General features: G+C 72.1%; 9 protein-coding genes and 1 pseudogene. 4 read left to right on the forward strand and 6 right to left on the reverse strand.

Annotated elements, in window-relative coordinates; translation table 11 throughout:
• Positions 1-79: 79 nt before the first annotated feature.
• Complete coding sequence (locus tag OG435_RS02965; RefSeq protein WP_266875131.1) at positions 80-1,219, reverse strand: SchA/CurD-like domain-containing protein; 1,140 nt, start codon at positions 1,217-1,219, stop codon at positions 80-82.
• A gap of 284 nt (positions 1,220-1,503) precedes the next feature.
• Here OG435_RS02965 and OG435_RS02970 point away from each other — a divergent pair, with 284 nt between their 5' ends.
• A complete protein-coding gene (locus OG435_RS02970) occupies positions 1,504-3,144 on the forward strand; it encodes an FAD-dependent oxidoreductase (RefSeq protein ID WP_266875132.1) in 1,641 nt (546 codons plus the stop codon).
• A 130-nt stretch (positions 3,145-3,274) separates the two neighbouring features.
• Here the strand turns inward: OG435_RS02970 and OG435_RS02975 are convergent, their stop codons facing one another.
• Entirely contained in the window at positions 3,275-3,502 is a 228-nt protein-coding gene (locus OG435_RS02975) for an acyl-CoA carboxylase epsilon subunit (protein WP_266875133.1), read from the reverse strand.
• Between the two features lie 248 nt (positions 3,503-3,750).
• Here OG435_RS02975 and OG435_RS02980 point away from each other — a divergent pair, with 248 nt between their 5' ends.
• Positions 3,751-4,110 (forward strand): DUF6204 family protein, encoded by a 360-nt coding sequence (locus OG435_RS02980; RefSeq protein ID WP_266875134.1) that lies wholly within the window; start codon positions 3,751-3,753, stop codon positions 4,108-4,110.
• Between the two features lie 39 nt (positions 4,111-4,149).
• On the opposite strand, the gene OG435_RS02985 is transcribed toward OG435_RS02980, so the two are convergent.
• Positions 4,150-4,821, reverse strand: a complete 672-nt coding sequence (locus OG435_RS02985) for a DUF4360 domain-containing protein (protein WP_430625565.1) — start codon at positions 4,819-4,821, stop codon at positions 4,150-4,152.
• Between the two features lie 215 nt (positions 4,822-5,036).
• Between OG435_RS02985 and OG435_RS02990 the strand changes: the two genes are divergently transcribed.
• On the forward strand, positions 5,037-6,875 hold the full coding sequence (locus OG435_RS02990; protein ID WP_266875135.1) for a glyoxal oxidase: 1,839 nt from the start codon (positions 5,037-5,039) through the stop codon (positions 6,873-6,875).
• A 28-nt stretch (positions 6,876-6,903) separates the two neighbouring features.
• Here OG435_RS02990 and OG435_RS02995 read toward each other — a convergent pair whose 3' ends face one another.
• A complete protein-coding gene (locus OG435_RS02995) occupies positions 6,904-10,296 on the reverse strand; it encodes a CARDB domain-containing protein (RefSeq protein ID WP_266875136.1) in 3,393 nt (1,130 codons plus the stop codon).
• Between the two features lie 233 nt (positions 10,297-10,529).
• A complete protein-coding gene (locus OG435_RS03000; RefSeq protein WP_266875137.1) occupies positions 10,530-11,135 on the reverse strand; it encodes a TetR/AcrR family transcriptional regulator in 606 nt (201 codons plus the stop codon).
• 296 nt (positions 11,136-11,431) lie between these two features.
• Here OG435_RS03000 and OG435_RS03005 point away from each other — a divergent pair, with 296 nt between their 5' ends.
• Entirely contained in the window at positions 11,432-12,562 is a 1,131-nt protein-coding gene (locus tag OG435_RS03005) for an FAD-dependent oxidoreductase (protein WP_266875138.1), read from the forward strand.
• 73 nt (positions 12,563-12,635) lie between these two features.
• Here the strand turns inward: OG435_RS03005 and OG435_RS03010 are convergent.
• Positions 12,636-13,154, reverse strand: a pseudogene (locus OG435_RS03010) (HutD/Ves family protein); the annotation flags it as partial.
• Between the last annotated feature and the right edge of the window lie 122 nt (positions 13,155-13,276).

The raw sequence follows: 13,276 nt of genomic DNA on the forward strand, positions 1-13,276 counted from the left end.
GGGGTTCCTCCTGGCAGTGGGGAGCCTGGACGGGGCTGATGGGTGGGGGGTCCTGTGGTTCCGGGGGGGGCGCCGCGGGCTACTTCTCGGCGGGGGCCCGGCGGTCGGTGATCAGGCTCATGGTGTGGCGGACCGCGGACGCGGCGGCCCCCTCGGACCCTGCGGATCCGTCGAACCCGTCGGGGGGTCCGGCCATCAGGCGGGCGAGGACGGCCGCCTTGCGCGGTCCCTTGACGCCGAAGGCGGTTTCCAGCCCGGCGCCGTGCGGGCTGCGCACGTCGATGAGGCGTACGACGATGTCGTCGCGCTGGAAGATGCTGCTGCTCACGGTCGGGGCGTCGGGCCGGTGGGCCGCTTCCTCGTCCTGCCGGGCGAGGAACCGGGCCAGTGCCGGTCCGCAGCCGGGCTTGGCCGGGTAGAACAGCGCGTGGCGCCGTACGTCGGGGCGGTCCGCGGCGCCGGCCTCGCGGGCGGCGACGTGGTGGACGGCCGGGAGCGCGGCCTTCATGAAGAACATCCGGGCGGACTCGGGGTTGCCGAGGTCGCGGTCCTGTTCGAGGTGGGGGTTGATGGCCTCCTCGACGGCCCGTACCTCGGGCTGCTCGGAGACGTGCCGCAGGGCCGACATCAGGTCCCCGCGGACCTCCACCGTACGCACGACGCGGTTGCCGTGCATGAACAGCGTGGTGCGGCAGAGCCGGGTGTGGCCGTCGACGTCGGCCGCCGGGGAGGCGTAGCTGGAGAGGAGGGCCGCGACCTCCTTCTCACTGCCGGGCTTGACCGTGAAGGTCAGGGCGTGGCGGACGATGTCGGCGCCGAGCCGGGGCGCTTCCTGCAGCCGGGCGCCCCTGGGCCGCTGCGCGTCCTGGTAGCCGCGGCCGGTCTCGCGCAGGACGGTGTACTTGAGCGGGCGCATCGCGCGGGCGCAGGCGCCGAGCGGGCGGACCTGTTCGGCGTGGTGCTCGCTGTTGACCCAGGCGAGGTACTGCGGTGCGCTCTCCCACTCGCTGGTGATGAGCCACTGGGAGGGGTTCTCGAAGGACTGGCAGAGCTGGTCGCTGATGTGGCCCGGTTCGGACGCGATGTCGTGGCGCAGTTGCTCGTACGCCTCGAAGAACCGCTGCTGGGCTCCCTCGTGGAGGTCCATCAGCAGGACGACCCGGAGCATGGATCCGTCGAAAGCGGACTGTGACACCCGTTCGGACAGGGTGGTCGTCATCTGCTCACTCCTTCGTGAGGGCCCTGAGGGAGGGCGGGGATGTTCATCGCGTACGGACCCTCGTCCGTCATCGGCGCCGGCGCCCCGGTCCGGCGGCCGTCGCGGGGACGGCAGGCCGGCGTGTCTTCGGGGGCACCGCTGTCGCTCATCGTCATCCGGGTGCGGACGTAGCGCTACATCTCCGGATCAAGCGGGTGACAACCGGCGTATCTCCTGGGCTTGGCCGGCGATCGGGGGCATAAAAGAGTGCACTCCCCCCACACAGATTCAGGAGCTCGCAGCTGATGGAAGACACGGCAGATGTTCGCGTACCGGTTCTCGTCGTGGGCGGCTCCCTCGTGGGTCTGTCCACCTCGCTGTTCCTGAGCCGCCACGGCATCAGGCACCTGGTAGTGGAGAAGCACGCCGGCACCTCCGACCACCCGCGCGGGCGCGGTATCAACGCCCGGACCATGGAGCTGTTCCGGGTCGCCGGGGCGGAGGGCGCCATCCGGCAGGCGGCGTCCGCCCTGGAGAACAACATGGGCATCCTGCAGACGCAGTCCCTGCTCGGCGGCGACCACAAATGGCTGGTCAAGGCCATCGACCCGGCCGGGGCACTCAGCAAGTTCAGCCCGAGCGCCTGGTGCGTGTGCAGCCAGAACAACATCGAGCCGATCCTCGCCGCGCAGAGCCGCGCGCAGGGTGCCGACGTGCGGTTCTCGACCGAGCTGATGAGCTTCGACCAGGACGAGACCGGGGTGAACGCGCTGGTCAAGGACCGGGAGACCGGGGAGCACATCACCGTGCGCGCCGACTTCGTGATCGCGGCGGACGGCCCGCGCAGTCCCGTGCGCGAGCAACTGCGCATCCCCCAGACGGGCAGCGGCGAGCTGTTCCACAACGTCAGCGTCACCTTCCGCTCGCGGCGGCTCGTCGAGGTCCTGGGCGACCTGCGGTTCATCGTCTGCTATCTGATGAAGCCCGGTGCGGACGGGGCGCTGCTGCCGGTGGACAACGACACCCAGTGGGTCTTCCACCTCCCGTGGCACCCGGACCAGGGGGAAACCCTGGAGGACTTCACCGAGGAGCGGTGCAGGGAGCAGATCCGGGCCGCGATCGGCGTGCCGGACCTGGACGTGGAGATCGGCGGAAAGGCCCCCTGGCACGCGGCGGAACGGATCGCCGAGCAGTACTCCTCCGGTCGGGTGTTCCTGGCCGGCGACGCGGCCCACGAGATGTCCCCCACCGGCGCGTTCGGCTCGAACACCGGTATCCAGGACGCGCACAACCTGGCCTGGAAGATCGCGGCGGTCCTGAACGGATCGGCGGGCACGGGCCTGCTGGAGACCTACGGCGCGGAGCGCCACCCGGTGGCCGTGGCGACCGCCCAGCGCGCCTCCGCCCGTTCGGCGGAGCACAGCCACCCGGGGTACGCGCCGCCGCCCACGATGGGCGGCGGACCGGGCAGCGGGGTCCTGACGACGGCGATGGCCTACGCCTACCCGAGCGGCGCCTTCGTCGGCGCCTCACCGGACCGGCCCGTCATCCCGGAGGGGATGCGCATGAAGGGCGATCCCGGCACGCGGGCCCCGCACATGTGGCTGACCCGGGCCGACGGCGAGCGGGTCTCCACGCTGGACCTGTACGAGACCGCGTTCGTGCTGCTCTGCGGCGCGGGCTCCCCGTGGCAGGCGGCGGCCGAACGGGTGGCCGAGCGGCTGTCGGTGAAGCTGGACGCCTACGCCATCGGGTCCGCCGGCGCTCCCGGCACGGATCTGGTGCAGGAGGAGGGCGCCGACTGGAGCGAGGTGCACGCCATGTCCCCGGAGGGCGCCGTACTGGTGCGACCCGACGGGTTCGTCGCGTGGCGCTCGCAGGGTCCGGCGGCCGATGCCCAGGCCGCGCTGTCCGAGGCGCTGTCCACGGTGCTGCGCCGGGCCTGAGCGGCCCGTACGCCGAGTGGTCCCCCTGCCCCCGGCCCGTAAGCGGGCCGGGGGCAGGGGCGTTCATGGGTGCTGCGGAACCGTGCCGGTCCGAACCGTGCCGGACCGGTCCGTCCCGTGCCGGTCCGCGTCAGCCGCAGGCCCAGCAGCCCGCCCAGCAGCCGGAGCCGTGGTGCGCGGGGGCCGGGCGGCGGGCGGCCCGGGCGGGGGCCGTCCCCGCTCCGGCGGAGTTGCGGCGGGCGAAGCAGGCGACGACCACCGCGATCGCGGCGAGTTCCTCGGGAGCGGCCACGCCCTTCTCCACACGGATCAGGCTGGTCATCGGGACCATCGGGGCTATCGGAGCGTCCTTCAGCATCGGCTCGGCCTCTCGCACAGGCGGATAGCGGGACCCCCCTCGCGGAATCCAAGGACTCCGGACGCTGCCGACGCTAGCGGGGCGCGACACGCCCGGCACGCCGGGCAGTTGCGCGAAACCGCAGGTCGCGGCCGCGCCGACCGGGTGACGCCGGGGCTGTTCGTGGCGCGCGCCGATTGGGCCGTCGGAGTGGCGGGCCCCGGGAAATCCCGGTGCGGACGGCTCGGGGGGCGGCCTAGGGTGAGGGGATGAGCACCCGTACTTTCCGCATCACCGTCCGCGGGTCCTTCGACGGCCTCACCGAGGAGCAGCGTGCCGCGCTCCTCGCGGACGCCGCCGGGCACGACATGCTGACGGCCGAGTTCACTCCCGAGGGGCACCTCACGTACGACGTGGCGGCCCGGCCCTTCTTCACCTTCCGGTTCCTGGCGGAGGGCGAGGCCGAGGAGGACATCCTGGACGCGACCGCCCACGCCGAGCTCGCGGCCGAGACCTGGCTGACGGAGCACGGGTACGGCTTCAAGCGCATGAGCTCGCAGGCCCAGGACCTCACGCTGGCCCCCTTGAGCAAGCGGCAGCGGCAGGCGGCCGCGCGGGGGGACTCCTGAGCGGAGGCCCCGCACGGCCGCCCGTGGGGAGGGGCCGGCTCAGCGGGCCTGGCACTTCTTCCAGGAGAAGTGGTAGACGCTGTTGATGCTGCCGTCGGTGGAGTCGAGCGCCATGTAGCTGGTCGTCGACGGGTCCGAGGTGCCGACCTCGGCGCGCAGCTCGGTGTTGATGTTGAAGTTGCGCTGTTCTCCGCAGGGGGCGAAGACCAGGGCCTCGATGCCCGTGGTGTCGGTGGCCTGCCAGTTGTCGTCGAGCCGGCCCTGGAACTTGTGGGTGCGGTAGTCGGTCTGCTTCATGCCCTGGAAGTAGTAGCTGGCCTTCTGGGTGCCGATCGCGCCCTGCTGGAGGCTGCCGAATCCCCGGTAGTCCACCTGGGCGACGGCGTAGGTGTACCCCTGCGGGACGTGGACGAGCAGGGAGAGCAGGCAGTTCTTGCGGCCGTCGGTCGGGGCGCTGTTCCCGCCCGCCATGGCCAGGTACTCGCTGTAGGTCACGGTGAAGGCCGAGTTGTCCTCGGCCACGGCGACGGTGGCGCTGCCCGGCCGGCAGCCCGAGCCGTTGACCGTCGCGACGTCGACGGTCACCCGGTCCTCCGGCGCGGCGGGTGCGCCGGGGCTGCCCGCCGCTCCGGCGGCGGAGACGGGCAGGAGGGCGAGGAGGCCGCCGGTCGCGAGGACGGCGCCGAGCGCGGTGCGCAGTGTTGTGATCACCCGGCCATGGAAGCGCTCCGTACCGCGCCGATCGGTGAACGGGTGCGCGGCCTCACTCCGATGGCCGGGCCCTTTCACCGGAGAAACGTTCGGGCACGGCTGCGGGCAGGGCCGAACGGCTCATCGGCGGAATACGGAGCACGTCGGACCGTCCTGTTCCTCCCGGTATTTCCTATGATGAGCGGCCTACGGAACCGCCCGCGCCGAGGAGCCCCATGCGCCGCCTGCACCGGTCCGCCCTGCTCTCCGCGACCGCGGTGGTCTGCGCCCTGATCCTGTCGACCGCACCGCCCGCGGCGGGGGCGCCGGGACACGGCACGGACGGCGGCACCGCCGGCGGAACCGTCGGCGGAACCGACACGGCCGAGGCCGCCGTGATCGGCGTCGGCCACGCGCGCGCCCACGCCGAGCTCCGCCGGGCGGCCAAGGGCGCCGTGGAGTACCCCCAGGCCCGGCGCAGCGCCAGCCTGGCCGCGCTCGCCGCATCGCAGCGCGAGTCCAACGCCGCTGTCGAGGCGGCCGTCTCGGGCCGGTTCGCCGAGTACTTCCCCTCCCCCGATTTCGGCGTGCACGTCGCGCTGCTGCCGACCGGCAAGGTGCTGCTGTTCTCCTTCTCGCGGGTGGAGACCGACCCCACCAAGGAGACCGGCCCCACGGACCGGATCGGACCGGCGAACGCGGGCCGCGCCTACCTGTGGGATCCGGCGAAGGGGACCGGCGCCCGGGCGTTCCGGAAGGTCACCCCGCCCGTCGTGCTGATGCCCGACGGTACGCACGCGCCGCGCCCGGCGCCGTTCTTCTGCGCCGGCCACTCCTTCCTGCCCAACGGGATGCTCGGGGTGTTCGGCGGCAACACGGGCGGCAAGGGCGGCAGCGGGGCGAAGCTGTCCTTCGTCTTCGACCCGTGGACCGAGGGCTGGTACCGCAACCGCGACATGGCGGTGGGCCGCTGGTACCCCTCGGTGGTGACCGGCGCGGACGGCCGCCAGATCATCATGTCGGGCCAGTCGGAGCGCGGCACGGGGACGCCCACCCCGGTGGTGGAGCGGTTCCCCGCGCCGGGGCAGCCGGTGCCCTGGCGCCCGTACGACATCCCGCTGGACGCCCCCGTGCAGCGGATGCGGTTCGACGCGCCGTTCCGCAACGACTACCCGCACCTGTTCTCGCTGCGCGACGGCAAGATCTACGGCCTGGGGCGCGACGCCGACCAGCAGTGGCTCTTCGACACCCGCACGCAGACCCGTACGGACCTGCCCAGGCGGCCCGCCGACTTCCGGGGCTACGGCTCCGCCGTACCGCTGCCGGCGGGGTTCGACGGACCGGACTCGGTGCTGGTGCTGGGCGGGGATCCGCTCGACCCGAACACCTACCGGCTGTCGGGCGGCGCCTGGACCACCGAGGAGCCGCGCGCCTTCGGCCGGACCCAGGACGACACCCTGATCCTGCCGGACAGCACGCTGCTGACGGTCAACGGGGCGAAGGACACCCGGGACTACGGGTTCGGGCCGTTCAATCCCAAGGCCGACCTGAAGTTCCGCCGGACCGAACTGCGGGGCGCCGACGGGCGGTGGAGGCTGGGGCCGGCCCAACGGCTGCCGCGGGGCTACCACTCCAACGCCCTGGTGCTGCCGGACGGCCGGGTCATGGTCACCGGGGACGAGCTCCAGCAGATCGCCAACGACCCGGACATCAAGGACGGCATGGACGGCTCGATCGAGATCTACGAGCCCGCCTACCTGCACCGGGGCGCCCGGCCCGTACTGGACCGGGTCCCGGCGGGCGAGATCGCCCACGGCGCGGAGTTCTCCGTGGAGAGCTCGACGGCCGTCGGCGTACGGCGGGCCGTGCTGCTGGCGCCGACCACCGTCACCCATGCGGTGAACACCAGCCAGCGCCATCTGGAGCTGCGGATGACCGGCGTCCGCGGCCGCACGATCGGACTGCGGGCGCCGGCCACTTCGGCCGACGCCCCGCCCGGGTACTACATGCTGTTCCTCCTCGACGCGAAGGGGGTTCCCGGTACGGCGAGGTGGATCAAGCTCGGCAGGCGGTGAACCCGCCTGCCTTCGTGGAGGCGGCGGCCTAGCCGCCGTTGATCAGGAACTGCGATCCGGGTTCGATCAGGATGTTGCCCTGGGCGGATCCGGTGATGGTCACGTTGGACAGGGTGGCGTTGCCGCGCGCTCCGCCCATGGCCAGGATTCCGGACCCGTTGTTGGACTTGCTGATGGTCACGTTCGTGATCTTGACGTCGGCCATGACCCCGCCGCCGGTCTTGAACTGGATCCCGTCGTAGGTGGAGTCGTGGATGTCGGTGTCGCGGATGACGACACCCGGGATGGGCAGGTTCGACGGGAACAGGGTGATCGCGCCGAACTCCTGGTCCTCGTTCCAGAACGCGCCGCCGGTGCGGAAGAGGCCGTTGCCCGCGATCAGCGTCTGCCCGGAGAAGGGCAGCGGGTCGTGGTCGGTGGCCAGCATGATGCCGGGGTAGTTCATGGTGTCGTAGATCAGGTTGTTCTCGATGGTGTTGCCGTAACCGCCGTAGATGGCGATGCCGTTGGCGCGCCAGGGCAGCTGGATCGTGTTGTTGCGGAAGTGGTTGTCGTGACCGATGTCGATGGACTGGTCCTTCACGTACTTGCTGGACCACACCGCGAGGGCGTCGTCACCGGTCGTGCGGAAGGAGGAGTTGAAGACGGTGGAGTTGCGGGTGCCGTTGGCGAAGTTGATGCCGTCGGCGTAGGTGTCGCGGATCCGCACGCCGTTGAACTCGATGCCGTCGCCGGGACCCCACAGGGCCGGGATGTTGTCGTAGTCGCGGCCGACCCAGACACCGACGTTGGCGTGCTCGATCCACACGTTGGTGATCTTCGTGTTCTTGCCGAAGCGCCCGTTCAGGCCCACGCCGCCCTCGGCGTTGCCGTCCCCGCCGCGGATCCGGCCCGATCCGAAGATGGCGATGTCGGAGATCTGCGTGTTGTCGTCGATCTCGAAGCCGAAGTTGCCCTCGTGCGGGTGGTTGATGCCGCCTGCGTTCTGCGGCTCGGTCAGGGTGTAGAGCTGGGAGTGCCACATGCCCGCGCCGCGGATGGAGACGTTGCTGATGCCCACCTGGTTGAACTGGCCCCGGTTCAGCGGGTCGTCGGTGAGGATCTTCTGCTCCTGGCGCCACTGGCCCTGCGGGATCCAGACGCAGGCGATCTGACCGTTCTGGTCTGCGGTCACGGCCTTCTGGATGGCGAGCGTGTCGTCGATGCCGTCGTTCGGGATCGCGCCGTAGTCGGTGATCGAGGTGCACTCGGCGGGCTTGGCCGCCGCCGGGGCCACCTGCTCCAGGTCGATCAGGTCGATGACGTAGTACGAGGCCGTGTCGCCCGCGTCGCGCTGGAGGCGGAAGGTGGTGCCGGGCGGGTAGCTCTGCGCGAGCAGGGCGTGCGACTCGTCGAAGAGCCTGCGGGCGTCCCCGCCGGGGGTGTTGGTCAGGCCCTCGGGGCTGTCGGTGCTGCCGTAGAGCCAGCTGTGCTTCGAGGAGAGGTTCAGCTTCTGGGCGAAGCTGCCGTTGACGTACAGGCTGATCGTGGCATCGGCGCCGCCGCCGTTCGCGGCGTCCGGGATCGAGTTGCGCACGACGATGGAGTTGGCCTGGTTGGTGGAGGTGAACTGCACGTACTGGCCGGCCGAGGAGAGGCGTACGGACTCGCGGCCCGAGGACTCGGTGGCGAAGTTGGTGTGCCCGAAGGTGCGCTTGGCGTCGCTCTGCAGCAGGGTGCCGGTGTAGCTGCCGGCCTCCGCCTCGTACTCGGTGTACGGGAGCGCCGCCCCGCGGCCGACGACCACGGCGCGGGAGGTGCTGTTGTTGGTCTCGTTGGTCTCGGCGACGAGGCCGGTCCCGTCGGCCGTGGCGGTGAGGGTGGCTCCGCCGCTGACCGCCGTCCAGGTGCCGTTGATCGGCACGTTGACGGTCTCACCGGCGGCGATCGCCGGGGTGGGGCCGTTCAGGGTGGTGGCGCCTGCCACCAGCCGGGTGACGGTGCCCGCGCTCACCGCGCTGGTGCCCCGGTTGCGGACGGCCACGGTGAAGGAGACCGGGGCGCCCACGGCCGGGTTGGCCGGGTTGGTGGCGATGGAGAGGGCTTCCAGGTCGGGGCCCGGTGCCTGGCCGACCACGAGCTTCGCGGTGGCCGTGCGGCTGTTGTTGGTGTCGTTCTGCTCGGGGACGGTCCCGGCCGGGTCCACGACGGCGGAGACGGTGTAGCTGCCCATCGGGCGCTTGCCGACGGCGACCGGGACGGTGGCAGAGGCTCCGGCCGCGAGGGCTCCGACCGGGGCGCTGCCGGCGACCGCGCCTTCGAGGCTGACGTTGACGGTGGTGGCCGGGGAGGCGACCGTACCGGCGTTGCGGACGGTCGCGTTGACCGTGACGGCGTCGCTCTCGGAAGGACTGGCCGGGGACCAGGCGAGGTCCGTGACCGTCAGGTCCGGGTTCGGGGCGGCGGCGCCGATGACCTGGAACTCGGCGGCCTGTCCGCCGCCGGCCCCGGTGTTGCCGGAGAACTTCAGCTGGACGTCGGCGAGCCGGCCGGTGACGGGGACCGTCACGGTGTTCTGGTTGCCGCCCGGGCTGAACGCGTAGTCGGCGCGGGCCTTCAGCGTGGTGAACCCGCTCGCCGACTGCTCCCGGCCCAGGACCTCGAAGCTCTGGGTGCGGTTGCCCCAGGCGGGGTCGGGGTTGAGCTTGAGGACCACTCCGGTGACATCGGCGTTGGAGCCGAGCTTCACGGTCAGCGTGGACTGCTGACCGCCGGCCTCCCAGTAGCTGGTGACGCTGTCGTCGTTGGCGTTGGCCGCGACGAACGACTGGGTGGTCGAGGAGGCCTCGATGGGCTTGCCCTTGGCGAGGTTCACGCCGACGGGGGGCGTGCCCGGGTCCCCGGGATCGCCGGGGTCACCGCTGCCGTTGGCGGAGTACACCTCGAGCTCGGATATCTGCGCGGCCTGCCAGCCCGTGTTGGCGGTGACGCTGACCCGCACGTAGCGGACCGTCGCCGCGGTGAACCCGATGGTCACCGTGTTGGACTGGGCGGGGTTGAACACCCTCCCCGCCGAGGCGGACAGGGTGGTGAAGGTGTTCCCGTCGGCGCTGCCCTGCACGGTCAGCGTCTCGGTGCGCGTCTCCCAGCCGGCGGGCAGCTTCAGCACCACCTGGTCGATGGCGACGCTGCTGCCGAGGTCCACCTGCACCCACGTCGGGAAGGTGCTGCCGGGCCCCTCCCAGTACGAGCCCTGGTTGCCGTCGGTGACTCCGGCGGCCCCGTATCCGCCGAGGGATCCGCTCGCGCTGACCGACTTGCCCAGGGCGATGTTGGGTCCGCCGGCGGCGGCCGCGAAGGTGGCCGGCAGGAGTCCGACCGACACCAGTCCCGCGACCACCGAGCCGGCCACCATCAGCCGGCCGCTTTGCTTCCATCTCATGCTGTCCTCTGTTCCATGAGGGGACCCCGGCCCGACGCAGCCGCGCCTGCCGCAAACTTGCGTAGCGTTATTAATTTTTTGAGTGATCTGATCGCAGTTATGCGGCCATGGCGCCACAGGTTTCTAGCAGATGACGACTTTGTCAACGCTTTGCGCACAGAGGGGAGTTCGGAGGGCTGCTGGGAGGGGGGATCGGAGGGGGCTTCGGAGGGGGCTTCGGAGCGGGCTTCGGATCACACCCCGGGCCAGCCCCGCTCCAGGTGGTCGAAGGCGGTGTCCAGCGCGCGCCGCGGGTCCGGCCGCATGCCCGCCAGGTCGGGAATCTCCAGCACGTAGCGGGCCAGGATCCGCAGCGAATCGTCCCCGGCCGGGCGTCCGCACTCCTCGGCGATGACCTGGGCCAGGGCCTCCTCGCAGCCCGTCCACATCCGGCGGGCGTAGGCGCGCAGGGCGGGCGTGACGACGACGAGCCGCGTCTTGCTCAGGAGCTGCGGCGGCGGGTTCGGGTCGAAGGGGCCGCGGCCGGCGAAGAACGCGCGCAGGGCCGCCAGGACCGACACCCCGTCGGCCCGGCCGCGTACCGCCAGGGCCAGGGACTCCTCCCGCTCGGCGCCGTCCTCCAGGATCAGCGCCTCCTTCCCGCCGGGGAAGTGTGCGAACAAGGTCGTCAGTGCCGTGTCGGCGGCCTCGGCGACCTCGGCGACCTTGACCTGGTCGAAGCCCTTCTCCAGGAAGAGCCGCAGCGCGGCGTCGGCGAGCGCCTGCCGGGTTGCGGCCTTTTTGCGTTCGCGTCGCCCGGGGCCGTCCGGTTCTGCCTCTGTCTTGTCGATGCGCGTCATGGGACCAGCATAGAGCCGCTCCCTAGTCACTATGAAAGTGTATCGATTGCACTTTCATAGTCATTGTGTTCTTCTGGGGAGGAAGCCGCCGCGGCTCACCCCCCCTCCCTCCCGATCCAGGAGCAGCCATGTCCTCCGTAGCTGAAATCCGGCCCCCACAGCTCCCCCGGCGGCTGCTGCCGCGCGCCGCGCAGGCCGAGCCCGCCGGCCACGGCGCCTGACCCGCACGCCGCCACCGCCCGCACGCCGCCACCAACCACACTCCCCCGCACTCGAGCTCACCCGAGGAGACCACCATGACCACTCACCACCCCATCGCGATCATCGGCGCCGGACTCGGCGGCCTCACCCTGGCCCGCGTCCTGCACCTGCACGGGATCGAGGCGGCCGTCTTCGACCTCGACGCCTCGCGCACCGCCCGCGACCAGGGCGGCATGCTCGATCTGCACGAGGAATCCGGCCAGGCCGCCCTGCGCGCGGCCGGACTCCACGAGGACTTCCGCGCGCTCGTCCTCCCCGGCGGCCAGGCCATGCGGATCCTCGACAGCCGCGCGGCCGTCCACGTCGAACACGCCGACGAGCAGGACGGCGAGGACCACGGCCGTCCCGAGGTGCACCGCGCCGCACTGCGCGACCTGCTGCTGGACTCGCTGCCCGCCGGGGCCGTCCGCTGGGGCGCCAAGGCCACCGGGGTACGGGCCCTCGGTGACGGCGTCCACGAGGTGGTACTGGCCGACGGGTCCACCTTCACCACGGACCTGCTCGTCGGCGCGGACGGCGCGTGGTCGAAGGTCCGCCCGCTGGTCTCGTCCGCGCTCCTCCGGTACTGCGGCCTGTCCTTCGCCGAGGCGCACCTGTACGACGCCGACGTCCGCCATCCCGCGAGCGCCGCCCTGGTCGGCGGCGGGATGATGTTCGCGCTCGGCGAGGGCCGGGGACTGCTCGCCCACCGGGAGCCGGGCGGCGCCCTGCACGTCTACGCGGCCCTGCGGACCGCCGAGGACTGGGCCGTGGGGTCCGCCCCGGCGAAGGAGGCCGTGCTGGAACGGTTCGCCGGGTGGGACCCGCGACTGCGGGCGCTCGTCGCCGACAGCGACGCCCCTCTCGTGGGCCGGCCGATCCACGCGCTGCCCGTCGGCCACCGCTGGGCCCGCACCCCCGGCGTGACCCTGATCGGCGACGCCGCGCACCTGATGTCCCCCTTCGCCGGGGAGGGCGCCAACCTGGCCATGCTCGACGGCGCCGAGCTCGCCGCGGCCCTCCTGGCCCGCCCCGGTGACCGTGAGGGCGCCCTCGCCGCCTACGAGGAGGCGCTGTTCCCGCGCTCGGCGGCCGCGGCCGCCGAGTCCGCGGACAATCTCGAGCTGTGCTTCGGGGCCGACGCCCCCCTGGGCCTCGTGGAGCGGATGGCCTCCTACGCGGGCTGAGCCCGGCCCGCCGTCCGGGGACCCGGGCGAGGCGGACCACCGCCGCGCACCCGAAGCTCCGTAGCACGATGTCGCGCTCCCCCGTCATCAACACGGCGTCGTACGGGCCCAGTTCGGTGGGGACGCCGTCGACCTCGGCCGTCCCCTCCAGGGCGACGACCAGCAGGCTCTCGCCGGGCCGGACGGCGAGCGCGAGGTCGCCCCGTACGACGGCGGTGTCGGCGCTCACCGCGCCCCGGCGGTACATCACGTTGAAGTTCACCACCGGCCCGGCCAGCAGGCGGCAGTCCGTCGGTTCGTCCCCGGGGAACCGCTGGGGCTCGTACCGCCGGTCCACGAGGCGTCGTACGCCGCCGATCGCGAGGTCCATGCCGGCCCCCTCCGCGAGGGTGAGCGTGCGGTCGACGCCGGGGAAGACGGAGAAGGCCCCGTCGGCGGCGACCTCGGCGAGGCTGACCCGCCAGTCGAAATCGTCCGTCCCGGAGCCCTCGGGTCCGGCGGCGATCTCGCGGGTCACGCCCCCGCCGTTCTTCCACCGGGCGGCCGGACGATCGGCCGCCCGCAGGATCCGGATCGCTTCTTCGCTGGTCATGACACCCTTCCGGGCCCGGGGAGATCCTTTCCGCGCCCGGTCGAGCCTATCCAGCCGACGGCCGGCCGGGGTGTTCGGCCCACGGTGAGGTCGTCGCCGTGGAACGGGTAGAGCCGCCCCCG

The sequence above is a fragment of the Streptomyces sp. NBC_01264 genome (assembly GCF_026340675.1).
Lineage (GTDB): Bacteria > Actinomycetota > Actinomycetes > Streptomycetales > Streptomycetaceae > Streptomyces.